The organism is Nonomuraea sp. CA-141351, assembly GCF_050944675.1.
Taxonomy (GTDB): Bacteria; Actinomycetota; Actinomycetes; order Streptosporangiales; family Streptosporangiaceae; genus Nonomuraea.
Genome location: NZ_CP191982.1, coordinates 10,629,540 through 10,652,357, shown reverse-complemented (window position 1 = coordinate 10,652,357; position 22,818 = coordinate 10,629,540). Strand labels below are relative to the sequence as shown.

Genomic DNA, 22,818 nt, shown 5'->3' with positions numbered 1-22,818 from the left:
AGCCCGGTAGGGGGCGTCCTGGAGGGTCAGCCGAAGTCGAGGTCGCGGAGTTCGGCGCGTGCGGAAATCCCGAGTTTGGGAAACGCCCGATATAGATGCGAGCCCACCGTCCGCGGGCTGAGGTGCAGCCGGGCGCCGATCTCGCGGTTGCTCAGCCCTTTGGACGCGAGCCTGGACACCTCCAGTTCCTGCGGGCTGAGCAGGCCCGCGACCGACCGGCTCTGGTGCGGTACGGCGCCGCCGGCCGCGCGGACCTGGACGACCGCGCGCCGTGCCCATGGTGCCGCTCCTAACGCCTCGAACGTCTCGGCTGAGGCCGTCAGTATCGGCTGGGCCTCGGTCCTGCGGTGGTTGCGGCGCAGCCATTCCCCGTAGAGAAGCTGGGTCCGCGCCCGGTCGAAGGGGTGCTGGTCGAGCATGCCGCCCGCCAGCGCGCTCCGGTAGTGCGATTCGGCGTGTGCGTCGTCTGCCAGGATCGCGAGGTAACGGTGCTTGCGGGCCAGGGCGGCGGGCCCGCCGATGCCGCCGGTCTGAGGTTCCATGGCCGCGGTGACCCGCCGGGCCTGTTCCGGATGGCCGGCGCGCACGGCGGCCTCAACGAGGTCCGGGAGCATCGCGAAGGCGACGAAGTCATTGGATCGAGGTGAACCTCGCTCGACCAGGCGCATCAACTCCGTGAATGCCTCCTTTGACGCGTCTTCGCCTAGCGCCAGCAGCCCCAGGGCGCCGGTGGCGGTCGCCGCGGCGACCCGCTCGCGCAGCGGGAGCGCGATCTCCAGCGCCTGCCGGGCGAGCATGCGGCATTTCGCGGCCTCACCGCGCACGGCGGCGAACCGGGCCGACTGGGCGAGGAAGGTGGCTGTCCATCCCCGCTGGCCGGTCTCGTAGCTCAACCGCAGGCCCTCCTCGGCATGCGCGGCTCCCTCGGTCCAGTGTCCGAGCCGGAACTCGATGTCGGCGTGGTAGAACAGCACCTCGGTCAGGAGCGCGGGAGAGCCCGCGGCGCGGACCCGGCGGCCGGTGGCTTCGGCGAGCCGGAGGGCCTGGTGGTCGTCGGGACCCATCCAGCCGATCACGGTCGCCCACATCCACTCCCGCTCACCGCCCCCGCCCCCGGCCTGGGCCATGGCGCCCGGCAGTTCCCACAGTTCGGCCCCGGTGATGACACCCTCATAGCCCTTGAGGAGGCCTTCCGCGGCGCGAAGAGTCGCCGGGGAGCAGTCCAGGTCGGTGATGCGCCTGGTCGCCAGCACCGTCGCCGCCATGTCTCCGGCGTGCAACGCCGATCCCGCCGCAAGGGTGAGGATCCAGGCTGCCTCCTCGGGTTCGGCGGATGCCATGAGCTCGGCGCACCGCATCAGGTGTGAGTAGGCGATCGCGGGGTCTCCGCTGTACAGCTCGATGGTTCCGTTGAGCTGGGCCAGTATCGCGGGGGGCACGGGCTCGGCCATGACCTGGTCGACGAGCGTCCGTGCCAGGCCGGGCCGGCCTGCGTCCAGCGCCACGAAGGCGGCGGTCACCGTCCTGCGGCAGCGGTCGGCGGGCGACTCGCTGAGCCGCGCGGCCTGCTGCAGGACGGAGATCGCCGCGGCCGCGCCACCGCGTCGTCGGGCGGCGTCGGCGCCTTGTTCCAGCGCGGCGGCGATCTTCTCATCCGGTGCGGTCGTGGCCACGGCGAGATGCCAGGTCGCCTGGTCCTCCTCTCCGGAGGCGCTCAGGTATGCGGCGATGGCCAGGTGCGCGGTGCGGCGGCGGTCGAATGAGGCGTCGGCGTAGACGGCGGAACGGATCAGCGGATGCCGGAAGCGGAGCTCGACCCCGGTGAGCTGCACCAGCCCCGACCGCTCGGCCGGGCCCAGAGCGTCGGCCGGCAGACCCAGCCGGGCGGCGGCTCCGAGGACGGTGCCGGCGTTCCCGCTCTCCTCCGCGGCCGCCACCAGCAGCGCCGCTCGGCCGTCCGCGGACAGGACTTCGACCTGGCGCAGGAACGCCGAGCGGACGCGGGCACTCACGGGCAGGGCTCCGGTCATGGCGAGGTCGGGCAGGGCTCGCTCGGGCTCGTCGAGCCGGGCCAACTCGATCAGCGCCAGCGGGTTGCCACCGGTCGCCGCGACGAGGGCATCTCGTTGACGGGCGGGCAGCGTCCAGCCGTACGCGTCGAGCAGTTGCGCGGCGTCCTCGGGGGGTAGTCCGTGCAGCACCAGTTCGCTCAGCCCGGCCGTATTGACCAGCAGCGGTTCAGGGTCGCGCACGGCGAGCAGCATCGCGACGGGCTCGCCGGCCAGCCGGCGAGCGGCGAACAGCAGGGCGGCGGCGGAGGCACGGTCCAGCCACTGCACGTCGTCGACGGTGACCAGCAGCGGGCGGTCCGCCGCCACCGCCGCGAGCAAGGTGAGCACCGCCGCCGAGACCAGGAAGTCCGAGGCTGCCGAGTCGGTTATGCCGAGCGCGCCGCGCAACGCATCGGCCTGGACACCAGGCAGCGCGTCGAGATGATCGAGCACCGGCCGCAGCAGCCCGAGCAGACCGCTGAACGCGTGCTCGACCTCGGATTCCACCCCGGCGCACGCGAGCACCCGCATGGGCTCGGGGACGGCTGCGGTCTCGGCGGCATGGCGTAGCAGCGAACTCTTGCCGATCCCCGCTTCGCCGCGCAGGACCAGCACCCCGCTGCGTCCGCTCCGCGCGTCGGTGAGGAGCCGGGCGATGGCTTCTTGTTCCCCGCGCCGACCATGCATCACGTGTGAGTCCCAGGTCTGCGCCGGGGATCTCCCGGGTGACTGCAGTCGGTTCGACTCTGGCCCAAGACCCGACTCCCCGCGAGGCTAGCGCCAATGGGCGGGTAACGCCCGTCAGCCCCGACGACGATGAGGAGACTTTGGGTGGCCACAATGCTGGGAGGACCGGGCTCGGTGCCCGACGAGCACGGGGCCGCGCCGCCCCCGCAGCCGGCGGCGCGACCACAGCGACGGCGCCAGTTCCGCTGGATCATTCCGCTGTTCATCGTGATGCTCGCTTTCGTGGTGTACTCCCTACCGCCGTATCTCACTTTCGATCCGGCGCAATCGCGAGTCGAGGTGTCCGATTCCCCGCCGTTCTTCTATCCCCTGCTCGTGGCGCACATCATGTTCGGCACGGTCGCCCTGCTGACGGGGTGCTTCCAGGTGTGGCCGTGGTTCCGTCGCTCGTTTCCCCGGGTGCACCGTTGGATGGGGCGAGCGTACTTCTTCCTTGGAGTCTTCCCGGCCGGCATCGCCGTGCTCGGGGTCGCTCCGTTCGGCCACACGGGGTTCGGGGGGAACGCCGGGAACACCATGCTGGGCGTGGTGTGGCTGGTCACCAGTATCGCCGGATGGCGGATGGCGCGGCAGCGGCGCTTCCCCGAGCACCGCAGGTGGATGATCCGCAGCTTCGCGCTGACCACGTCCATCGTCGTGAGCCGTCTGTGGGCCGGGGTCTTGCTCCTCATCCAGCTTCCGCGGCTCGACACCGCCTACGGCGGCGACCAACAGGCGATGATCCAAGCGATCGGAGCCGCCGGTGTATGGCTCAGCTGGGTCGTCAACCTGGTGATCGCGGAATGGTGGCTGGAGTACACGAACCATACCGGCAAGCCCAAGTCCCGCAGGCGCCCGCGGGGAAGCGTCGCGTCCGGCTCAGGACGATGACCACGCTCTGTCATTTCGAACATCACACAATCTCTCCCATGTCCAGCCCGGGTCCTGCCCCTGAGCGCCGTACTCACAATGGGATGTCGGGGCGGCCGACGCCGTGGACGCCCGCGTACAAGCAGAAGCCGCCGCGACGGCCCGCCGGATGGCGGCTCAGGAGCGCTCCATCCGGACGGCGATGCCATCGAGGATCAGCTCCAGTCCAAGGGAGAAGTCCGCGTCGGCGACCGTCTCGCAGGGAGTGTCCGACGGCGGCGGCGCTTGGAACAGTGCCGAGGAGAACAGCTGGGCCGTCTCGGGGAAGCGCTCGGGGTCGACGAGCCGCACCAGCGCGCGGGTGCGGTCGCGCTCGGCGTCGGCCTCTCGTCGGTCTTCGGCCCTGCTCTCGGCGAGTTCGCTGTGCTGCCGCACGGCCTGGACCACGTAGCCGCCGATCAGCGACAGGACGCCGACCTTGTGCGCCCAGTCGAGGCGGGTGCGGGACATGATCGCCAGCGCGACCTCCATCCACGCGATCTGGTTCGGTCCGGAGGGCGGTCCGGAGATGGGCACGCGCGTCAGCCACAGTCGGCGCTGGAGCACCGCGCGCTGCGCGAAGGCCCACCTGCGCAATCCCTCGCGCCAGTCGCCGGAATCGGTGTCGGTGTCCGGCGGCATGCCCAGGGCGTAGTCGGTCATGAGCGTGAGCAGTTCGTCCTTGGATCCGACGTGCCTGTAGAGCGACATCCCTGTGAAGCCGAGGCTCTTGGCGACCTTGGGTAGTGTCACGCCGCCGAGCCCGTCGCGGTCGGCGATCTCCACCGCCGCGGCGACGACCAGGTCGATGTCGAGGGCCGCGGGCCGCCCGAGACGCGAGGACTCTGTCATCCTCCACAGCCGGCGCAGCGGGGCCGGAACGAAGTCCTCGCTCGTCATGGCTCCCTCGTTCGCTCCAGGAAATCAGTCCCATCATGCCAGGGTCCTGATTAGTATATCTATGATACTTTCTATCAAAAACTAAGTCTGAGTCTCGGGGAGAGGCGCGAACATGAGCATTCCCACCGCACCACGGACATCGATGGGGCCGGTGCGGCGCGCCGAACGCGCCCTCGCACCGACCTGGCCCGGGGAGCGATGTTGCTGATCATCGCGCTGGTCAACGTCGCCGGAGTCGTCTGCTCCATGGCGGCAGCGGCATGTTCGCCTGCCCAGGGTGCGTGGCCGTCTTCGGCTTGATCGTCATGCGGATCACCCGGCCCGGCCCTGTCGCCGGCGCGCTCTCGGCCCTGGGCCGGCGTTCCCTGTCGGGATACCTGCTCCAGTCCGTGGCCTGGCTCGTCCTCTTGGCGCCGTTCACGCTCGACCTCGGCGATCGTTTCGGCAGCCCCACGGCGACCGGGCTGATCATCGCGGTGGCCGTCTGGCTCGCGACCGTCCTGATCGCCCGCCTTCTCGACAAGCGCCAGCACGCCGGTCCCGCCGAGATCGTCCTGCGCCGCCTGACCTACGGGCCTCGGGCGTAGTCACCGAGGCGGCTTCTTCACCCTCTGCTCCTGGGACGGCGAACCCGCTGGCACGGGGCGGAGCCGAGACCATCACCGGGCCACTGTGAGCGCGTCAGAGAGCCGCAGGAAACTCGAATATCAAACGTCCTAATATACGGTTCAGCCGCTTCTGGGACGCGTGTCACGCAAGCTCGCAAGTGAGGACTGAATGAATATTTGTGCCATCGACTACGTGCTCCTGTCCGGAATCGAACTTGAAAGCACGTGTGAATTCGAACTCCTGCTGCTCGATGAGGCTTCGGTAAGTGAGGAATCCGACAGGGCTCCCACCCTCGGAATGGGGCTGGCTGAACGTCGCTCGCACCGTGAAAGCTGAGCGGTGTTCCAGAAAAGATCCAAGGGGATCCCCCCGCGTGGGACGTGGCTCCTCACCTTCTTCTTCCTGAGTAGCGTCGCCGAGACCTTGCAAGCAGTTGCCATCTTGTGGGCGTCCTACGAACTCACGCACAACGCGACAGTTACCGGCATGGTCAACGCCGCGGCGTACGTGCCCGGCATCGTCCTGGGGCTGGTGCTGCGAAAGCGGGTTGATGCCGGACACGCATCGCGCTTGCTGTCCCTCACCAATGGGGCTCTGGTCGTGGGATCGTCAGCGCTGGCCCTCGTGTGGGTGGCCAGTTCGTCGCCTGACCTCATCTTGGTGGCCTTTGCCGTCGCTCAATGTGCTCTGAGCTTGGTGAAGGCCCTGAACAAGGCCTATGTGGGCCGGGTGATCCGTCAGCAGTTCCCCTCTCCGCGCGGCATCCGGCTCCGCGAGCAGACGACTTCGGTGGCGCTCATCGGTGGCCTGATGGGTGGGGGCGCCGCTGGTCTGGTCATGGACGCCGGTGTGGCTGGCTGGTGCTTTGGTGTCGCGGCGCTGCTGTACCTGCTGAGTCTCGTGGCTGCGTGGCGTGTCGGTGCCCGGCAGGTGACAACCTGGGAGGTGGATTCGGCCGCCGTGGATCCAGCGGCACCTGAGAGCCGGCCTTCTGCCACGGAGACCGTCAGGACGCCCGTGCCGCAGGAGCCCTCCGATGTCAGAGGCCGGCTGAGACTGATCCTGCTGTATTCAGTGCCCAGCAGCGGTTCCTTGCCGTTCATCTCGACCCTTACCGTGCCCTTGGCGCAGGCGGTGGCTCCCGGTTCGAGCACGCTTTACTCCGTCCTCACGGTGGCCGGGACATGTGGTGGTTTCCTCGCCGGTGCCGCACTGTCGAGCGGCCGCCTGTCGTCGGCCACCTACCTGAACGGCGCCCTGGTTGGGGGAGGTGTGCTGGCCGCGTGCATCGCCGCGACACTATGGCCACCGGCCGTTGTGTTGATCATGTTGGTTCTCAGCATGGTGATGACCGGCCATGTGATGGCGATGCAGGTCCTGACCAACCAAGCGCCCGCCGAGGATCAGGTGGGCCGCTTCACCGTTGTGCGCAACGCCGTCGCGGGCTCGGCCAAGGCGGGCTTCTCGCTGATGGCGGGTTGGCTGGCGGAAACAGCGGGTCTCACCACGGCGTGGCTCTTCCTGGCAGCGGTGCTCGGCGTGTTCGGGGTCATGTGGTGGACCGTGCGGCAGCGCACCGCGATCCTACGGTTGATCAGCATCACCTAGTGCCTAGCCGCGTTCTTCGCATTTAGGTGGATGCTGCGCTGGCTGGTCTGGTGGATCACAAAGCGAGTCGGCGTGGCCGGGTGGGATCGACGTTCAGCAGTTGCAGCAAGCTGTGTTGGAGCCGGTCGGAGATCAGGACCTGCGGCGGGCTGGTGGCGGTGGCGGGAATGAGCCGGATGCGTTCCAGAACCGCCGGCAGCCAGCCAGGTAGTGTTCGCGGGGGCGAGTCATCTCCACGATCGGCCGTGCGTCGGCATCCTGCCAACGCCGTCGCGTGTCCTCGGCGTACCGGAGCGCATAGCGATAGCATCGCGGGCCATGATCGCCTCGTGCGGTCAAAGCAGGGTCTCACGCGGTGCTGGCGGGCTCGGGACCTTGCTCAGGGAAGAGGGCCGCCGCATCACCAGACGGCGGCCGTTCTCGTCGCGCTCATCGGCGAAGGCGGCGATGTAGGCATCCAGCTCGGCCTGCAACGCAGTGTCAGCATCCTGCGAGCACCATCACGGACGATGTGATCGATCAGCGAGGAAGACTTGACGCAAGATCGCTGTAGGGGCCGTATGCCTGCGCAACCCGTGACGGGTGGGCCAAGATGGCCCGTATGGCGACTATGCCCGAGAACCATGTCAAGATCGCACATTCGTCCGAATCCAACGCCTACGACATGATCGCCGAGGGGTACACGGCCGAGAACGAGACCAGCCTCCTGAACGCGTACTACGAGCGTCCCGCGATGCTGGAGCTCGCCGGGAACGTGACCGGCCGGCGTATCCTTGACGCCGGCTGCGGCTCAGGCCCCCTGTTCGCCGAGCTGCGCGATCGAGGCGCCATCATGACCGGCATCGACGCGAGCGCCGGGATGCTGGAGATGGCCCGACGGAGGCTGGGCGCCGACGCGGATCTGCGGGTCGCCGACCTGGCCGACCCGCTGCCCTTCCCCGACGACACCTTCGACGACGTCATGGCGTCGCTGGTGCTGCACTACCTGGAAGACTGGGCACCGACACTGGCCGAGCTTCGACGCGTGCTGAGGCCTGGCGGCCGGCTCCTCGTCTCGGTCGAGCATCCTTTCTCCATCACCCTCTGGCAGCACATGGCCGGGAAAAAGCCCAAGTACTTCGAGACCCGTATCCGGATCGATGAATGGACCATGGGTGGGCAGACCGCCCAGATGAGCTTCTGGGACCGGCCGCTGCACGCGATGACCGAGGCCTTCACCGCGGCTGGCTTTCGCATCAGCGTCATCAGCGAACCGCCGTTTGTGCCGGAAGCCCGCGAACTGTTCCCCGAGGAGTTCCGCCAGATCACCGGCACGAGGTTCCTGAGCTTCCTGTTCTTCGTTCTAGAAGCCGGCTAACGGCGCCTCGCCACGATCGGCTGTGGTGACTCAGCGTTTCAGCGGGGGATCCCGCCAGCTTCAATTGAGACGGAACAGCCAGTGGGGTGGTTTGTGTCCATAGAGCATCCTGTTGCGGTGATAGAAAGCGCTCCGACTACACACGTGCGTGTGGTGTTCGAGCTTGAGCAGGATGACGATGGCTGGCCCCCAGCCGGTTCTGAGCGTCTGTGGGCTGTTTCCGTTGCTCCAGGTCGGGCGAGCGTCCAGGGTTGCGACGGCGCCAAGCCCGCACTGGAACGCCTGCGCGACTGGTACGAGAGGATCTCGCTGATCTGGGCCGACAGCGTCTACGCGGGTCCGGGGTTCGAGTCCCTGGCGGCGCACAGTAAAAACCCCAGTTCGGTATTTCTGAGCTGGGGTTTTCTTCGTTGGGCCCCTCCGGCGTACATAGGGCCCCGGGCGTTCTCGCCCTGACCCATCCGAGAACCAGGACGGACAGCAGCCCGAGTAGCGGCGCGCTTTGAGGTCGTTTCCCGGACGTAGGCTCACCGTTGTGCCCGAGCCGATCATGCGCCCCACTGCCACCTTGCCTGGTTCACGCCCGGCGGTCGACTTGAGCCGGGCGAGACACCGGAGACCGCTGCGGCCAGGGAACTGCGCGAAGAGATCGGTTATCACCTGGAGCCCGGCGATCTCGGCCCGGTGGTCGCGCTCAACACCGGGGTCTGGTCCCGTGGCGACGGGCTCCTGATCAGGTCGGAGCACCACTTCTTCTTCCACCGCGTGCCCACCCTGAAGGTCGACATCTCGGGCATGGAGGAGTTCGAACGGTCCCGGCTCGACTGCTTCCACTGGTGGACCCTGGACGAGCTGCGCGCCACCACTGAACTGGTCCTCCCCGCCGACCTTCCGCGTCTGCTGGAACGCCTGCTCGCCGGGGACGTTCCGACGGATCCGGTCCTGCTGGCCTGGGACCGCTGAGCGATCCCCGGGCACTTTCTGGGCAACCCGATCGGAAGGGGATGTCCCCGATCGCACGGGCGCACAGGACGCCGACCTGTTCCTCCTCCATCGAGCCATAGGCGGTGTGCATATGTCACATGTGTAAAAAGCATTATGCTTGCACCATGGATGCCACCTTGCAGGTCAGAGGGCTGGATGCGGAAGTGGTCGCCGAGCTGAAAGCGCGGGCCGCGCGTAAGCGCATGTCACTGTCCGCGTATGTGGCCGACATCCTTACCGAGGTCGCCGCCACCCCGGCCCCGGACACGATCAGAGAACGGCTGGAGGCGCTCCGGTCGCTCGGCGGCGGGGCGAGTCACGACGACGTCGTAACCGAGATACGGAAGATCCGCGAGTCGTGATCGTCATCGACAGTTCGGCGCTCGTCGAGGCCCTGGCCGGTGACGCTCCCGCGGACGAGCTGCTCGCACGCGTCGCCGAGAACCGGCTCCACATCCCATACCTGCTCGACTACGAGTTCCGCAACGCCATGCGCGGCCTGCTCCTCGGCGGGAAGATCAGCGAGGCCCGCGCCGAGGGAGCCCGGATCGTCAAGGCGGGCCTGCCCTTCACCCGCCACGCTGACGACGTGACCGCCGACCGCGCCTGGGACCTGCGAGCCAACTTCAACGGTTACGACGCCACCTACGTCGCTCTGGCCGAAGCGCTGGACTGCACCCTGGTCACCACGGATGAGAAGATCTACAAGGTGGCCCGCAAGTACATCAACGTCGATCTCTGCTGATCTCTCGATCGATCGATGCCGGACTATCGCCTTACAATTCAAGAGCTCGGGCGCAGCAGGCCGGTCTCGTAGGCGGCGGCGACGGCGGCGGCACGATCGTTCACCTCGAGCTTGGCGAAGATGTGCAGCAGGTGCGTCTTCACGGTGGCCTCGGTGATGAACAGCTTCTTGGCGACCTCGCGATTCGTGGCGCCCCGGGAAATGAGCGAGAGCACCTCGAGCTCGCGGGGGCTGAGCGACTGCTGCTGCGGCGCGCGTATCTTCTGGGTCAGCACGCCCGCCACGGAGGGGGACAGCACGGTCTCGCCGCGGGCCGCGGCCTGGACGGCGCGGCGCAGCTCGGCGCGCGGGGTGTCCTTGAGCAGATAGCCGGTCGCGCCCTCCTCGATGGCGGGCAGCACGTCGACGTCGTTGTCGTACGTGGTCAGGACCAGCACGCGGACGCCGGGGGACTGCTCGCGGAGGCGGCGGATGAGCTCGGCGCCGTTCATCCTGGGCATGCGCAGGTCGGTGAGCACGACGTCGGGGCTGGTGCGGTCGACCACGGCGAGTGCCTCGAGGCCGTCGCCCGCCTCTCCGACCACCTCGAACGCGTCGTCGGTGAAGATCCCGCGCAGCCCGTCGCGTACGACTGGATGATCGTCCACGATGATCAGTCGAATCGGCATGGCTCACTCCGCCGGGATGGCGGGGACGGTGGCGGAGATGCCGGTGCCCTCGCCGGGGACCGACTCGATCTGGAAGTCGCCGGCCAGCCTGGTCACACGCTGGCGCATCGAGATCAGGCCGAAGCCGCTCGCCTCCCCGGACGGGGTGAAACCGGCCCCGTCGTCACGTACGTCCAGCACCACGACATCTTCCATGTACGACAGGGTGAGGGCAACCCGTCCGGCCGAGGCGTGCTTGGCGACATTGGCCAGCGCCTCCTGCGCCACCCGCAGCAGGGTGGCCTCCACCTCCGGGTGCAGCGGCCGGGCGTCGCCGGTGACCGACAGCGGGGCCGGTACGCCGGTGGCCCGCGTCCACTTGTCGGCGACGTCCTGGACGGCGGCGGGCAGCTGCGACCCGGCCAGCGGCGCCGGGCGCAGGGCCCGCACCGAACGACGGGCCTCCTTCAGGCTGTCCCTGGCCAGAGTGCGTACCGTGTCGAGGCGGGCCCGAGCGGCGGCCACGTCGTCGAGTTCCTCTTCCGCGGCCTCGATCTGGGTCACGATGGCTGTCAGCCCCTGGGCGATCGTGTCGTGGATCTCCCGGGCCATGCGCTGCCGCTCATCCAGCACCCCGGCCGCGCGGGACTGGGTCAGCAGCTGGGCCTGCAGATTCGCGTTCTCCTCCGCGAGCGCGGCCAGCTTGGCGCCGGTCTCCTGGAGCTGCGCGATCATCACTCTGCGGCTCTCGTTCTGGTTGGAGATGGTCTGTACGACGAAGCCGATGGCGGAGGCGACCAGCACGGCCACCAGGAACGAGTAGAGCAGCTGCCCGGGAGACCGCACGGGCTCGGACCGCATGGAGACCAGCACGCCGGCGGTCGCCATCACCCCGGCGTAGGCCCACCACCGGGGCAGCACCGCGAAGGACTGGATGAAGGCCGCCGGCCCGGCCACCGTGAACAGCGAGTCGATGCTGACCAGCGCCCCGATGGCGGCAAGCAGGACCACTAAGTAGAAGACCGCCACCACCGGCTTCCTGACCAACCCGGTGGCGACCATGCCCCAGTGCCAGCCCACGGCGAACAGGGTCAGCACGAGCGTGTCGAGCCGCCAGTGCTGCAGCAGCGAGGCGCCGGCCGGGAGCAGGATGAACAGGTACGGAAGCACGGGCCAGACCCGGTCCCAGCGACTGGGACCGGGTCCGTTGCTCACCAACGGAACGCCTTCACGGCGACGCCGCCGGCGACGAGGCAGATCGCGATCATGATGATCAGCGACATGGGCGACAACGCGTGACCCTCCCAGCCGTCGCGGATCGCCTGAACGGCGGGGGCCATGGGGGTCAGGTCGCCGATGGCTCGCATCCCGCCGCCCATGGTCTCGCGGGGGATCACGGCGCCGGAGGTGAACACCATCGGGAAGAACAGGCTCAGCCCGATCACGGTCGCGGTGCGGCCGGAGGGGACGACGGCCCCGAGCAGCAGTCCGATGCCGCTGAGGCTCAGCGCGGCCAGGATCCAGGCCACGACCACCGCGCTCACGTCGGCGGGAGCCGTCAGATCGTAGGCGACGATGCCGATGACGATCAGCAACGCAGTGCCGAGCACGGCCAGCAGCATGTGAGCGGCCAACTGGGCGCCGAACAACATGCCGGGCGAGGCGGGAGTGGCGCGCATCCGCTTGAGCACCCGGCGTTCGCGGTATTGCGCCAGGGTGGCCGGCAGGACGACCAGCGCGGCCAGGCCGATGACGAAGACGCTCAGCATGGGCACCGTGGCGTCCACCGCCGGCAGCCCGCCGGGCAGGGGCTTGCCGCTGCGTAACTTGACCCAGAGCATGATCGCCGGGAAGGCCAGCGCGAAGAACGCCGACATCGGATCCCGCATGATGAGCTTGAGCTCGACCCCGATGACCTGTGTGATGCCTCTCATGCCGCCTGCCCTCCAGTCAGCGCGAAGTACGCGTTCTCCAGCGAATCGGTGCGGGCCTGGGCGATCAGCTCGCCCGGGGTGCCCTGAGTGATGACGCGGCCGTGATCGATGATCGCCATACGGTCGCACAGCGTCTGGGCCTCGTCCATGAAGTGGGTGACCAGCACGACGGTCACCCCGCGGTCGCGGATGTCGCGGATCAGGCCCCACGTGGTGCGGCGGGCGGAGGGGTCGAGGCCGGTGGTGAGCTCGTCGAGGAAGACGACCTCGGGGTCTCCGACCAGGGCCAGCGCGATGAACAGGCGCTGCTTCCAGCCGCCCGACAGGCTCGAGAAGCTGGAGCGCCGCCGGTCCGCCAGCCCCCACTCCTCCATCAGCGCCCGCCAGTCGGCGGGCTCGTCGTAGAAGGAGGCGTACAGCTTCAGCGCCTCGCCGACCTTGATCGCGTCCGGCAGGGCCGCCTCCTGCAGCTGGACGCCGATGCGCGGGAGCAGCCGGCGCCGGTCGGTCCGCGGGTCCAGGCCCAGCACGCGCAGGACGCCGCCGTCGCGGTCCCGCAGGCCCGACGCGCACTCCACGGTGGTGGTCTTGCCCGCGCCGTTGGGGCCGGCGATGCCGAAGATCTCGCCCCGCTCCACCTCGAGGGAGACGCCGTCCAGGACCTTGTCGCCTCGGTAGCTCTTGGTCATGCCGTCGATTTCGATGACTGTCATGTATTGAGAGTCGTCGGCGGCCGAGGCTTTCAACATCCTCCGAACGGTTGATGGGGGATCAACCGTAGTGGCCCTCCACCGGCACGCGGGTACGCCCCTGGCGCGGGCGGTCACGACTCCTGGAGGCGGCGGATCATGGCCTGCTTGGCCGCCGCGAACTCCTCGTCGGTCAGCACGCCCGACCGGTGCAGCTCCCCGAGCTCCGCCAGGCGGCGCAGCACCGCGTCGTGCACGTCGTCGGAGACGGGCGGCGGCGGCGGGGGCGGCGGCAGCTCGGACGCCCGCGGCAGGCGGGCCACCACCGCGGCGGCGACCAGGGCCGTGGCGCCGCCGTACCGCTGGATGCCCCACGACACGCAGCGGAGGTCCTTCTGCGGCGACAGCGCGGGCCCGTCGGCCTTGAGACGGAAGCGGAGCGTGCCGTATCCCATGCCCGACTGCGGCTTCCACTCCACCCCGGCCACGTCCGACAGCGGGAACTCCTGCGGCCCCGCCTTCTCCTTCTCCGAGCTCGCGAACCCGGTCCACTCCAGGCGCACCCGCTCCCCGTCGAAGAGCGCCGTGCCGTCTCCCGCCGTGGCCGATATGGGCACGGAGGGCCCGGGCAGGAGGTAGTCCTCGCAGGCGGCGGTGGGCGTCTGGTAGACGAGCAGGGTGTCGCGGACCTCGTCGGCGAAGTATTCGGCCGCGCCCGCGCGGCTCTTCGGGACGGCCAGCCGGTACGGGTCGGCAGGCGGCCCGAGCAGCCCCGCCACCGCGTCCGACAGCGGGTCGGCCCCCTTGCGCAGCCGCAGCCGCACGTGACCACCCTTGCGTGACGGCTCGAACGTCACGCTCGCGACCGCCTCGAGCGGGACTATCAGCTCGCCCAGCGTCCTGCGCAGCTCGTGCACGTCCTTGTCGCTGCCGGGGACGATGCGCAGGAACTCGCCGTTGAACGTCCACGAGCCGTCTGCGACGGCGATCTCGGCCATATTCTCAGTGTCCCTGATCAGCCACGGGTCCCGTGCCGGAGGAGGGCCGCTCCAGGGGCCTGACCTTTACCTTTGGGCTCGCAGGAGAGATCCTCGAAGGTAGGGAGGTGGTCCTCCATGGATTACAAGCAGTGGAATGTACAGATCTGGATCAGTGAAGACGACAACGACGCCGTGACCACGGCCACGGCAGTGTTGTTCACGGCTGACGGCAAGCGGCACGAGAGCGTGGCCCACGCCCGGCGCAATCCCAGCGACCGGCCGGTACCCGGGATCGGGGACGAGCTGGCCGTCGGGCGGGCGCTGTCGGAGCTGGCCTCGAAGTTGATCGAGGACGGTGCCGAGGACGTGGCCCAGCTGGCCGGTACGGCATAGCTCAGAGCAGCCCGGCGGCAGCCAGGAGCTTGCCGATCCGGCCGACCTCGTCGTCGTTCAGTGGAATCTGCGGGAGCGCGGTGATCGGGCAGTCGATGACGCCGCGGAGGTGAAGTGCGGCCTTGAAAGCGCCGAGGCCGGACGAGCTGCCGCCCATGCGCGTGCCACCGACGCGGACTATCTCGAACAGCCTGACCAGGCGCTCCTGCTCCATCCTGGCCGCCTCCCAGTCACCGCGGACGGCGCAGCGGTACAGCTCCACGTACCCCTGCGGGTCCACGTTCCCCAGCCCGGGCACCACGCCGTCGGCGCCCATCCACAGGGCCGAGTCCACGGTCACCTCGGACCCGGTGAGCACGCTGAACGGCGCCTCGCGACCCATGATGACCTGGCGCAACCCGCCGTCGTCGCCGCTGGAGTCCTTCACCCCGGCCAGCGCCCCCTCGGCCGCCAGCTCGAGCAGCAGGTCGGCGCTCAGCTTGGTGTGTACGGAAACCGGCAGGTCATAGGCGTAGACCGGCAGCCCGCCGCGGGCGGCGACGGTGCGGAAATGGGTGCGGATCTCCTCCGGATGCGTACGCGTGTAGAACGGCGCGGTCGCCACCACCCCCGACGCCCCGGCCTCGACCGCGACCCGCACGTGCTTCAGCACGCGCGGCGTCGTCATGTCGATCACCCCGGCCAGCACCGGCACCTGCCCGCCCACGTGGCCGACCACGGTGTCCAGCACCACCCGCCGCTGCGCGTCCGTCAGGTACGCCACCTCCGACGACGACCCCAGCACGAACAGCGCGTCGACACCGCCGTCCAGCAGGTGGTCGACCAGCCGGGCGAGCGAACCGGCGTCCACCTCGTAGTCGGGGGTCAAAGGGGTGCAAACCGGGGGGATGACGCCCGTCAAACTCATACGCGCTCCTGGATCAGCTCTACATCGGTCGCTCCCGCCGCCACCGGATGGTGGCAATGGAAGAGGTGGTCGTCTTCGGCCTGTGCCGCGGGCCAATCCGCGGCACACAGGTCGTCTGCCCGCCAGCACCGGGTGCGGAACGGGCAACCGCTCGGCGGCCTGGTGGCCGAGGGCACGGCGCCCACGAGCGGGATCGGGTTGATGGGCGAGATCAGCCCCGGGGTCGCGGAGAACAGCGCCCGCGTGTACGGGTGGCGGGCGCCCAGAGGCATGGCCTGTGCGGGTGCCTGCTCGACGATCCTGCCCAGGTACATGGTGACGACGCGGTCGCTCATCCTGCGGACGGTCTGGATGTCGTGCGAGACGAACACCAGCGCGAGCCCGAGCCTTTCCTTGAGGTCGAGCAGCAGGTTGAGTATCTGGGCGCGAACCGACACGTCCAGCGCGCTGGTGGGCTCGTCGGCCACGATCAGCTCGGGCTCGAGCGCGAGCGCCCTGGCCACGGCCACGCGCTGGCGCTGCCCGCCGGAGAGCTGGCTCGGCAGCGCGTCGGCGGCGCTCGCGGGCAGGCCCACAAGATCGAGCAGCTCGCGTACGCGGGCGTCGCGCTCGGCCGGGGTGCCGCGGCGGTGCACGTTGAGCGGATCACGCAGGATCAGCCTGACGGGCAGGCGGCGGTTGAGCGCCGTGGACGGGTCCTGGAAGACCATCCCGATGCTCGACCCGATCAGGCCGCGCCGCTCGGCCTCCTTCAGCGACCACAGGTCCTTGCCGTGGAACGTCACGGTGCCCTGGGTCGGTCGCTGCAGGCCGACCAGCACCTTGGCCAGCGTGGACTTGCCGCACCCCGACTCGCCCACGACCCCGACGGTCTCGCCGGGGCTCACCGTGAGATCCGCCGCGGTCAGCGCATAGACGCGGTCGCGGGAGAGCAGGCCGCCCGAGCGGGCCTTGTGCACGACGTGCACGTCCTTGAGCTCAAGCACTCTGCTCACTCCTCACGAGGGACACCGCGGGATGGTGGCAGGCCGCCGCATGTGTCGCGTCCCCCTCCAGCGCCGGGGTCTCGGTACGGCACACATCCGTGGCCGTCGGGCACCGGTCGGCGAACCGGCAGCCGGGCGGGAAGTCCGCCGGGGCAGGCACCACGCCGCGGATCTGGGTGAGCCGCTCGGCTCCCGACTCCAGTGACAGCACCGAGCCCAGCAGGCCGCGGGCGTAGTGGTGGGCGGGCGCGCCGACGAGGGTCGCCGTGGCGCCGGTCTCGACGATCTGGCCGCCGTACATGACGACCACGCGGTCGGTGACGTCGGCGACCAGCGCGAGGTCGTGCGAGACGAGGATCAGCGCGAACCCCAGCTCCTCGCGCAGCTTCAGCAGCAGCTCGATGACCTGCGCCTGGACGGTCACGTCGAGCGCCGTGGTGGGCTCGTCGGCCACGATCAGCTTCGGCTCGCGCGACAGTGCCATCGCGATCAGCACCCGTTGCCGCTGCCCGCCGGACAGCTCGTGCGGGTAGGAGGACAGCGTGCGGCGGGCGTCGAGGCCGACGAGTTCGAGCAGCTCGGCGGGGGTGCGCCGGCCGCCGCGGCGGGTGAGCTGCTTGAGCTGGGCCTTGATGGTCATGGCCGGGTTCAGCGAGGAGAGCGCGTCCTGGTAGATCATCGCCATCTCGTGGCCGAGCAGGCGGCGGCGGCCGCGGCGCGACTCCGAGAGCAGCTCTCGCTGGTCGAAGCGGACGTGGCCGCTGACCCGGGCGTCGCGGGGCTGCAGGCCCATGATGGTCAGCGCGGTCAGCGACTTGCCGCAGCCGGACTCGCCCACCAGGCCGAGCACCTCACCCGCACGCACCTCGAAGCCGATGCCGTCCACGATGTCGACGCCGTCGGCGAACCCGATCCGCAGCCGCTCCACCGAGAGGACCGGCGGCCCCTGCGGGAGCGGGCGCGCGCGCTCGGCCAGCCTGCGGGCAGCCTCGGCCAGCCCCGGCAGCTCGACGACCTCGCCGGACCCGGGCCTGGCCTGTTCGAATGCGTCCTCCTTCTTGGTGACGGTCTTGCGGGCGGCGGGCGCGGCCCAGGCGTCCGAGATGCCCTCCGAGAGGATGTTGAGCGCGAGCACCGTGAGCAGGATCATCAGGCCGGGGAAGACCGTGGCCCACCAGCCGCCGAGCAGCACCATGTTCTTGCCGTCGGCGATGACGCTGCCCCAGGAGGGGTTCGGCGGGCGCACACCGGCGCCGATGAACGACAGCGACGCCTCGAACACGATCGCGTCGGCCACCATCACCGTGCAGAACACCAGCACCGGCGCCGCGCAGTTGATCGCGACGTGCTTGACGACGATGTACGGCGTGCGGGCGCCGATGATCCGCTCGGCCGCCACGTAGTCCTCGCCGTACTGGGCGATCACGTTGGCCCGCACGACTCTGGCCACGGACGGCATGTAGAGGAAGGCCATGGCCATGACCAGCACCGGGATGCTGCCGCCGAACACCGCCACCAGCACGGCAGCCAGCGCGATGCCGGGGAAGGCCATGATGACGTCGAGCAGTCGCATGATGGTCTCGTCCACGGCCCTGCGCGAGGTGGCCGCGACCGCGCCGACGACCGCCCCGGCCACCAGGGCGAGCCCGGTCGCGCCGAGGCCGATGATCAGCGACCAGCGGGACCCGTACAGGAGCCTGGACAGGATGTCGCGGTTGGCGCTGTCGAGGCCCATCCAGTGCGCGGCCGACGGGCCGCCGCCCGCTGCCTCCTGGAAGTACGGCGAGTGCGGCGCGATCCACGGCGCCAGCAGCGCGGCCAGCACGACCACGGCCACGATGCCGACAGCGACCCATGACAGGGGCTTCAGCCTGCGGAGGGCCACTCCGGGGCGGGAAAGCCGTTCCGTCAGTCCACGTCTCATGTGGCGCTCCTGAGGCGGGGGTTGACCAGCAGGTACAGGATGTCCACGACCAGGTTGACGACCATGAAGCCGACCGCGATGGTCAGCACCACGCCCTGGACGACGGCCGGGTCGCCGTCGCGCACGGCGTTGATCATGAGCTGGCCCATGCCGGGCAGGCCGTAGATGGTCTCGATGACCACGGTGCCGCCGATCAGGTAGCCGATGCGCAGGCCGAGCACGGTGAGCGGGGTGATCAGGGCGTTGCGTAGCACGTTCCTGCCGACGACCACGATCGGCGGCAGGCCGCTGCCGATCGCGGTACGCACGTAGTCGCGGTCCAGCTCCTCCACCATCGACGTGCGGATGATGCGGGTGAGCTGGGCGGCGATCGGCAGCGACAGCGACAGGGCGGGCAGCGTCATCGACTGCAGCCAGCCGACCGTGGAGTCGGCCGGGTTGATGTAGCCGCCGGTCGGGAAGAGGCCCTCGCCGACGGCCAGGTACTGGATCATCAGCAGCGCCAGCCAGAACGACGGCGCAGCCACCCCGATCAGCGAAACCACGCGGATCACCTGGTCCGGCCAGCGGTCGCGGAACAACGCCCCGGTGACGCCGAACACCAGCGACAGCACCACGGCGACGGCCAGGCCCAGGAACGTGAGCTGCAACGTCAGCGGCAGCGCGGTCGTGACGGACTCCAGCACCGGCTTCTTGGTGAGCACGCTGGTGCCCATGTCTCCCTGGGCCAGGTCCCCGACGAAGCGGACGTAACGCAGGGGCAGCGGGTCCAGCAGGCCGTTCTCGACCTGGAACTGGTGGATCTGCTCGGGGGTCGGGTTCGCGCCCTGGAAGTACGCGTACTCCGGCTTGCTGTTGGAGAAGCGCATCACGATGAAGACGAACGCGACCACGCCGAGCAGCAGCGGGATCAGCATGAGGAGCCGCCGCAGCAGCATCCTGGCGACGAGCGTCATGTCCTCTTGGCCTGCAGCAGGTTGATGCCCGGGTAGGGCTGGGCGCGGATGCCCGAGAGCTTCTTCGGGTCCCAGGCGGTCATCAGCTCGTTGTGGACGACCGGGTAGAGGATCGCCTGCTCGGCCACGAAGTCCAGATATTTGTGGATAAGTTCGGTCCGCTTGGCCTTGTCGGTTTCCTTGCTGGCCTCGTCCATCATCGCGAACAACTTCTTGGCGTCCGCGCTGCCGTCCCAGTGGCTGTACTTCATCCACAGGCCGCCGGGCACGTAGTTGTAGTGCAGGATGAGGTCGGCGTCCATGCCGAACTGGTTGGGGTTCGAGGCGGCGGCCACCGCCTGGTAGTCCTGGAACTGGTCCATCTTGGCGAACAGCGCGGCCGTGTCCTGCGGCTCCAGCGTGGTCTTGATGCCGACGGCCTCCCAGGAGGAGGCGATGGTGGGCAGGCAGTCCGCGATCCAGCTCACGTTCACGGCCATGAGGTTGATCGTGAGGTTCTTCACCCCGGCCTCGGCCAGCAGCGCCTTGGCCTTCTCCGGGTCGTAGTCGTAGACGACCGAGGCCCGCTTGTAGTCGGGGTTGCCCTCGTTGAGGAAGGAGCTGGAGGCCGTGCCGTGGCCCTTGAGCGCCACGTCGATCATCTTCTGCTTGTCGATCGCGTAGTGCAGGGCCTGGCGGACGCGTACGTCGTCGAACGGCTTGGCGCCCGTGTTGAACATCAGGAACATGTGGTTCATGCCCTTGCCGCCCTCGACCGTCAGGCCCTGCTGCTTGAGCTGGTCGACGTTGGCGTACGGGATGTTGTCGGCGATCTGCGCCTCGGCCGAGCCGCCGGAGATCTTGGCCACGCGGGCGGCGGCGTCCACGATCGTCAGCCAGTTCATCTTCTTGGCCGTGGCCGGGCGCGGGCCGTTGTAGCCGTCGAACGCCTCGAAGGTGGTGTTGGACTTGGGGTGGTGGGCGGTCTGCTTGTACGGCCCCGAGCCCATCGTCATGCCGCTCTTGGCCTTGTCCCACGCGCCCGCCTGGCTGAACACGTGCTTGGGCATGATCTTGGCGATGGTCAGCCTGGGAGCCGCGTCGGGGAAGGGGAACTTGAAGACCAGCTCGACGTTCTTGTCGTCGACCTTCTTCACCTCCTGGAGCCAGGACTTGAAGAAGTTACCGGCCAGGACGTTTTCCGGGCCCAGGATCCGCTCGAAGGTGAAGACCACGTCGTCGGCGGTGACCGGCTGGCCGTCGTGCCACTTGGCGCCGTCCCTGAGCGTGAACTTCCAGGAGGTCGCGTTCAGGTCGGTGGGCAGGGCGGTGGCCAGGGCCGGGTACGGCTCGCGCGTGATCGGGTCGGTGTCGAGCAGCCCCTCGTAGATGTGCTGGATCCCCGCCATCGCGAACGCCGACGCGGTCTGCGTCGGATCCCAGCTCTGGTCGTTGCCGTACCCGATGACGGCGGTGATCAGGTCCTTGTTGGATCCGGCGCCGACCGAGCCGGTCGAGGCCGGGCCGCCGGAACACGCGGAAAGTGTCGCCGCGACGAACGCCGCCGCACCCGTCGCCCCGCTGTAACGCAGGAAGTCGCGGCGGCTGAACTCAGAGCTCACGGATGCCTCCTGAAGGGTAGAACGTGGGACATCCCATGTCCTATCTTTACCGTAACGTGGACGCTAGATGCTGCTCCGGCTTGAGGTCAACAGAAGATTTCCGGAATGTTACCTACGACGAAAGGAATTTTCATGACCACTGTCCCGCGTCCGGTGCGGCAGAGCCGTGCCGTGGAGGCCCAGGAGGGCGTCAAGGACCTGATCGTCCGCCGCGGGCTGGTGGCGGGCGATCCGCTGCCGACAGAGTCGGAGCTCATGGAGGAGCTGCGGGTCAGCCGCAACTCGATCAGGGAGGCGCTCAAGGCCCTGCAGGCGGTCGGCATCGTGGAGATCCGCCACGGGTTCGGCATGTTCGTGGGCCGGATGTCGCTGGCAGGGCTCGTGGACGAGCTCGCCTTCCACAGCCGCATCACGCTGCAGAACGGCAAGAACCACCTGGCGCACCTCGTCGAGATCCGCGAGATCCTGGAGTCCGGCCTCGTGGAGCGGCTCATCGAGCTGGGGCCGGAGGTCGACCTGACGCCGATCGCCGACGTCATCGCCAGGATGGAGTCCGAGGCGCAGGCCGGCCTCGTCTCGCCCGAGACCGACCGACTCTTCCACGACCTCCTCTACCGGCCGCTCGGCAACCCGCTGGTGAGCCAGCTCCTGGGCGCGTTCTGGGACGTGTACTACCAGCTCCGCGACGAGCTGGGGGCGCCCGACGAACCGCCGGGCGACGTGGTCAGGCGCCATCGCGACATCTACACGGCCGTCCTGCGAGGCGACCGGGCCGCCGCGGTGGCCGCCGTGCACGCCCATTTCGAGGGCGTACGCAACCGCGTCGCCAGGATCGGAGGCTAGTAAGCGCTGAGGCGCTCCACGCGGCGATGCCAGTGCCGGCGCCACTCCCCGTACCACGCGGCGAACCAGGGGTGGACCCCGGCCAGCGGCATGATGTACGCCACGGTCTCCAGGTAGTAGCGCCGCTGGAACCGCCACGGCATCCGCTGCAGCTCCTGCACGTTGCTCACCCGGTCGGCCAGCTTCACGAGCACGGCCTGGGGCGGCGCCTTGACGAGGGAGCCCAGGTAGTCGGCCTTCGCGATGCCTTGGGGCCTGGTCACCCATCCCACGAACTCCGCCACGCGGGGGCCGAACCGCCGTACGATCTCCGCCTCGGTGCACGGCGTGTCCTCCAGCACGTCGTGCAGCACGATCGCCACGAGCACGTCCAAGTCGGTCACCCCGGCGCCGGCCACGGCCACCTCCAGGGCCTCCAGCAGATGCTCGAGGTACGGGCGCCCGGTGGGCCGCTGCTGCAGTCCGTGTTTCTCGCGAGCGAAGGCGACCGCCGCGCGCAGCGCGTCCACGGTCTCCGGCGGGAGCGCCCTGGCCAGCGGTTCTTCCGCCTGCGGCCAGGAGGGCCAGCTCGTGAAGGTCTCCATCACGCTCCTCTCGACGCACCCGCGCCCCGCTGGCGATCGTAGTGGCCGGCGGGCTGCTCGCCCTCGGAAACCGCCTTCGGCGGGCTCGGGAGCGCGGAAGGTCAGTCGCGGCGGCTCTTCGGCGGGTAGACCTGGAGAGCGGCCTCCAGCGCGGTGGCCTCTTCCGGGGTGAGGCGCTCGAGGAAGTGGACCAGGGTGGCGGCCTGGTTGCCGCTGGAGGCGAGCGCGTGGCGCATCAGCTCCGCGGTGTAGGCCTCCTTGGTGGAGACGGGCTCGTAGACGTACGCCCTGCCGACCGGCTCGCGCCTGAGCAGGCCCTTGGTGTGGAGCTTGTCCATCACGGTCATGACCGTGGTGTACGCGATCTCGCGCTCCTTGCGGAGGTCCTCGAGCACGTCACGGACGGAGGCCGGCCTGCGGTAGGACCACATCCTGTCCATGATCGTGGATTCGAGCTCTCCGAGGGCGCGCTTCATGAGCTCATG

General features: G+C 69.1%; 23 protein-coding genes and 1 pseudogene. 9 read left to right on the top strand and 15 right to left on the bottom strand.

Annotation, left to right across the window (positions count from 1 at the left end; all coding sequences use genetic code 11):
• Window positions 1–26: 26 nt before the first annotated feature.
• Window positions 27–2,738 carry an AAA family ATPase gene (locus ACQPWU_RS50005; protein WP_433445505.1) on the bottom strand — a complete coding sequence of 904 codons (2,712 nt, stop codon included), beginning with the start codon at window positions 2,736–2,738 and terminating at the stop codon, window positions 27–29.
• A 153-nt stretch (window positions 2,739–2,891) separates the two neighbouring features.
• On the opposite strand from ACQPWU_RS50005, the gene ACQPWU_RS50000 reads away from it, so the two are divergent.
• The gene (locus tag ACQPWU_RS50000) at window positions 2,892–3,668 is read left to right on the top strand and encodes a DUF2306 domain-containing protein (protein WP_433445503.1); all 777 of its coding nucleotides are present in this window, start codon (window positions 2,892–2,894) and stop codon (window positions 3,666–3,668) included.
• A gap of 156 nt (window positions 3,669–3,824) precedes the next feature.
• Here ACQPWU_RS50000 and ACQPWU_RS49995 read toward each other — a convergent pair whose 3' ends face one another.
• Window positions 3,825–4,586, bottom strand: a complete 762-nt coding sequence (locus tag ACQPWU_RS49995; protein ID WP_433433511.1) for a TetR/AcrR family transcriptional regulator — start codon at window positions 4,584–4,586, stop codon at window positions 3,825–3,827.
• Window positions 4,587–4,825: 239 nt separating this feature from the next.
• Between ACQPWU_RS49995 and ACQPWU_RS49990 the strand changes: the two genes are divergently transcribed.
• Complete coding sequence (locus ACQPWU_RS49990) at window positions 4,826–5,173, top strand: DUF418 domain-containing protein (protein WP_433445501.1); 348 nt, start codon at window positions 4,826–4,828, stop codon at window positions 5,171–5,173.
• A gap of 361 nt (window positions 5,174–5,534) precedes the next feature.
• Complete coding sequence (locus ACQPWU_RS49985) at window positions 5,535–6,803, top strand: MFS transporter (RefSeq protein WP_433433509.1); 1,269 nt, start codon at window positions 5,535–5,537, stop codon at window positions 6,801–6,803.
• 335 nt (window positions 6,804–7,138) lie between these two features.
• Here ACQPWU_RS49985 and ACQPWU_RS49980 read toward each other — a convergent pair whose 3' ends face one another.
• Window positions 7,139–7,276, bottom strand: coding sequence for a hypothetical protein (locus tag ACQPWU_RS49980; protein ID WP_433445594.1), 138 nt, complete (start codon window positions 7,274–7,276; stop codon window positions 7,139–7,141).
• Window positions 7,277–7,395: 119 nt separating this feature from the next.
• Here ACQPWU_RS49980 and ACQPWU_RS49975 point away from each other — a divergent pair, with 119 nt between their 5' ends.
• From ACQPWU_RS49975 to ACQPWU_RS49960, 4 genes and pseudogenes are all read left to right on the top strand, one after another.
• Complete coding sequence (locus ACQPWU_RS49975) at window positions 7,396–8,160, top strand: class I SAM-dependent methyltransferase (protein ID WP_433433507.1); 765 nt, start codon at window positions 7,396–7,398, stop codon at window positions 8,158–8,160.
• A 567-nt stretch (window positions 8,161–8,727) separates the two neighbouring features.
• A pseudogene (locus ACQPWU_RS49970) lies at window positions 8,728–9,123 on the top strand (NUDIX hydrolase); the annotation flags it as partial.
• Between the two features lie 146 nt (window positions 9,124–9,269).
• Entirely contained in the window at window positions 9,270–9,506 is a 237-nt protein-coding gene (locus tag ACQPWU_RS49965) for a FitA-like ribbon-helix-helix domain-containing protein (protein ID WP_138715007.1), read from the top strand.
• The gene (locus ACQPWU_RS49960) at window positions 9,503–9,889 is read left to right on the top strand and encodes a type II toxin-antitoxin system VapC family toxin (protein ID WP_433433506.1); all 387 of its coding nucleotides are present in this window, start codon (window positions 9,503–9,505) and stop codon (window positions 9,887–9,889) included. Before ACQPWU_RS49965 ends, ACQPWU_RS49960 begins: the two co-directional genes overlap by 4 nt.
• A 38-nt stretch (window positions 9,890–9,927) precedes the next feature.
• Here ACQPWU_RS49960 and ACQPWU_RS49955 read toward each other — a convergent pair whose 3' ends face one another.
• The 5 genes from ACQPWU_RS49955 to ACQPWU_RS49935 form a co-directional block, all read right to left on the bottom strand.
• Entirely contained in the window at window positions 9,928–10,557 is a 630-nt protein-coding gene (locus tag ACQPWU_RS49955) for a response regulator (RefSeq protein ID WP_433433504.1), read from the bottom strand.
• Between the two features lie 3 nt (window positions 10,558–10,560).
• The gene (locus ACQPWU_RS49950; protein ID WP_433433502.1) at window positions 10,561–11,751 is read right to left on the bottom strand and encodes a histidine kinase; all 1,191 of its coding nucleotides are present in this window, start codon (window positions 11,749–11,751) and stop codon (window positions 10,561–10,563) included.
• A complete protein-coding gene (locus tag ACQPWU_RS49945) occupies window positions 11,748–12,470 on the bottom strand; it encodes an ABC transporter permease (protein WP_433433500.1) in 723 nt (240 codons plus the stop codon). The genes ACQPWU_RS49950 and ACQPWU_RS49945 overlap by 4 nt, the downstream gene beginning before the upstream one ends.
• Window positions 12,467–13,183 carry an ABC transporter ATP-binding protein gene (locus ACQPWU_RS49940; protein WP_433433498.1) on the bottom strand — a complete coding sequence of 239 codons (717 nt, stop codon included), beginning with the start codon at window positions 13,181–13,183 and terminating at the stop codon, window positions 12,467–12,469. Before ACQPWU_RS49940 ends, ACQPWU_RS49945 begins: the two co-directional genes overlap by 4 nt.
• Before the next feature lie 110 nt (window positions 13,184–13,293).
• Window positions 13,294–14,157: a DUF4429 domain-containing protein gene (locus tag ACQPWU_RS49935; RefSeq protein ID WP_433433496.1), complete on the bottom strand. Its 864-nt coding sequence runs from the start codon at window positions 14,155–14,157 to the stop codon at window positions 13,294–13,296.
• Window positions 14,158–14,274: 117 nt separating this feature from the next.
• Here ACQPWU_RS49935 and ACQPWU_RS49930 point away from each other — a divergent pair, with 117 nt between their 5' ends.
• The gene (locus tag ACQPWU_RS49930; protein ID WP_360703735.1) at window positions 14,275–14,532 is read left to right on the top strand and encodes a DUF1876 domain-containing protein; all 258 of its coding nucleotides are present in this window, start codon (window positions 14,275–14,277) and stop codon (window positions 14,530–14,532) included.
• 1 nt (window position 14,533) lies between these two features.
• On the opposite strand, the gene ACQPWU_RS49925 is transcribed toward ACQPWU_RS49930, so the two are convergent.
• Genes ACQPWU_RS49925 through ACQPWU_RS49905 form a run of 5 tightly spaced genes read right to left on the bottom strand, consistent with a single transcriptional unit; the run spans window position 14,534 to window position 20,906 of the window.
• Complete coding sequence (locus ACQPWU_RS49925) at window positions 14,534–15,439, bottom strand: dihydrodipicolinate synthase family protein (protein WP_433433494.1); 906 nt, start codon at window positions 15,437–15,439, stop codon at window positions 14,534–14,536.
• Entirely contained in the window at window positions 15,436–16,425 is a 990-nt protein-coding gene (locus ACQPWU_RS49920) for an oligopeptide/dipeptide ABC transporter ATP-binding protein (protein ID WP_433433492.1), read from the bottom strand. The genes ACQPWU_RS49925 and ACQPWU_RS49920 overlap by 4 nt, the downstream gene beginning before the upstream one ends.
• A complete protein-coding gene (locus ACQPWU_RS49915) occupies window positions 16,418–18,349 on the bottom strand; it encodes a dipeptide/oligopeptide/nickel ABC transporter permease/ATP-binding protein (RefSeq protein WP_433433490.1) in 1,932 nt (643 codons plus the stop codon). The genes ACQPWU_RS49920 and ACQPWU_RS49915 overlap by 8 nt, the downstream gene beginning before the upstream one ends.
• Complete coding sequence (locus tag ACQPWU_RS49910) at window positions 18,346–19,305, bottom strand: ABC transporter permease (RefSeq protein ID WP_433433488.1); 960 nt, start codon at window positions 19,303–19,305, stop codon at window positions 18,346–18,348. Before ACQPWU_RS49910 ends, ACQPWU_RS49915 begins: the two co-directional genes overlap by 4 nt.
• Window positions 19,302–20,906, bottom strand: coding sequence for an ABC transporter substrate-binding protein (locus ACQPWU_RS49905; RefSeq protein WP_433433487.1), 1,605 nt, complete (start codon window positions 20,904–20,906; stop codon window positions 19,302–19,304). The genes ACQPWU_RS49910 and ACQPWU_RS49905 overlap by 4 nt, the downstream gene beginning before the upstream one ends.
• A gap of 132 nt (window positions 20,907–21,038) precedes the next feature.
• On the opposite strand from ACQPWU_RS49905, the gene ACQPWU_RS49900 reads away from it, so the two are divergent.
• Window positions 21,039–21,749, top strand: coding sequence for a FadR/GntR family transcriptional regulator (locus ACQPWU_RS49900; RefSeq protein ID WP_433433485.1), 711 nt, complete (start codon window positions 21,039–21,041; stop codon window positions 21,747–21,749).
• Here ACQPWU_RS49900 and ACQPWU_RS49895 read toward each other — a convergent pair.
• Complete coding sequence (locus ACQPWU_RS49895; RefSeq protein ID WP_433433483.1) at window positions 21,746–22,333, bottom strand: HD domain-containing protein; 588 nt, start codon at window positions 22,331–22,333, stop codon at window positions 21,746–21,748. The two genes, ACQPWU_RS49900 and ACQPWU_RS49895, sit on opposite strands and share 4 nt — an antisense overlap.
• Window positions 22,334–22,434: 101 nt before the next feature.
• Window positions 22,435–22,809, bottom strand: a complete 375-nt coding sequence (locus ACQPWU_RS49890; RefSeq protein WP_433433481.1) for a BlaI/MecI/CopY family transcriptional regulator — start codon at window positions 22,807–22,809, stop codon at window positions 22,435–22,437.
• Window positions 22,810–22,818 lie beyond the last annotated feature (9 nt).

What these genes read in the sequence shown, in the direction of transcription:
- ACQPWU_RS50005 (WP_433445505.1), bottom strand. Translation starts at nt 2,738, where the DNA reads ATGCATGGTCGGCGCGGGGAACAAGAAGCCATCGCCCGGCTCCTCACC.
- ACQPWU_RS50000 (WP_433445503.1), top strand. Translation starts at nt 2,892, where the DNA reads ATGCTGGGAGGACCGGGCTCGGTGCCCGACGAGCACGGGGCCGCGCCG.
- ACQPWU_RS49995 (WP_433433511.1), bottom strand. Translation starts at nt 4,586, where the DNA reads ATGACGAGCGAGGACTTCGTTCCGGCCCCGCTGCGCCGGCTGTGGAGG.
- ACQPWU_RS49975 (WP_433433507.1), top strand. Translation starts at nt 7,396, where the DNA reads ATGGCCCGTATGGCGACTATGCCCGAGAACCATGTCAAGATCGCACAT.
- ACQPWU_RS49965 (WP_138715007.1), top strand. Translation starts at nt 9,270, where the DNA reads ATGGATGCCACCTTGCAGGTCAGAGGGCTGGATGCGGAAGTGGTCGCC.
- ACQPWU_RS49955 (WP_433433504.1), bottom strand. Translation starts at nt 10,557, where the DNA reads ATGCCGATTCGACTGATCATCGTGGACGATCATCCAGTCGTACGCGAC.
- ACQPWU_RS49945 (WP_433433500.1), bottom strand. Translation starts at nt 12,470, where the DNA reads ATGAGAGGCATCACACAGGTCATCGGGGTCGAGCTCAAGCTCATCATG.
- ACQPWU_RS49940 (WP_433433498.1), bottom strand. Translation starts at nt 13,183, where the DNA reads ATGACAGTCATCGAAATCGACGGCATGACCAAGAGCTACCGAGGCGAC.
- ACQPWU_RS49935 (WP_433433496.1), bottom strand. Translation starts at nt 14,157, where the DNA reads ATGGCCGAGATCGCCGTCGCAGACGGCTCGTGGACGTTCAACGGCGAG.
- ACQPWU_RS49930 (WP_360703735.1), top strand. Translation starts at nt 14,275, where the DNA reads ATGGATTACAAGCAGTGGAATGTACAGATCTGGATCAGTGAAGACGAC.
- ACQPWU_RS49925 (WP_433433494.1), bottom strand. Translation starts at nt 15,439, where the DNA reads ATGAGTTTGACGGGCGTCATCCCCCCGGTTTGCACCCCTTTGACCCCC.
- ACQPWU_RS49915 (WP_433433490.1), bottom strand. Translation starts at nt 18,349, where the DNA reads ATGAGACGTGGACTGACGGAACGGCTTTCCCGCCCCGGAGTGGCCCTC.
- ACQPWU_RS49910 (WP_433433488.1), bottom strand. Translation starts at nt 19,305, where the DNA reads ATGACGCTCGTCGCCAGGATGCTGCTGCGGCGGCTCCTCATGCTGATC.
- ACQPWU_RS49900 (WP_433433485.1), top strand. Translation starts at nt 21,039, where the DNA reads ATGACCACTGTCCCGCGTCCGGTGCGGCAGAGCCGTGCCGTGGAGGCC.
- ACQPWU_RS49895 (WP_433433483.1), bottom strand. Translation starts at nt 22,333, where the DNA reads ATGGAGACCTTCACGAGCTGGCCCTCCTGGCCGCAGGCGGAAGAACCG.
- ACQPWU_RS49890 (WP_433433481.1), bottom strand. Translation starts at nt 22,809, where the DNA reads ATGAAGCGCGCCCTCGGAGAGCTCGAATCCACGATCATGGACAGGATG.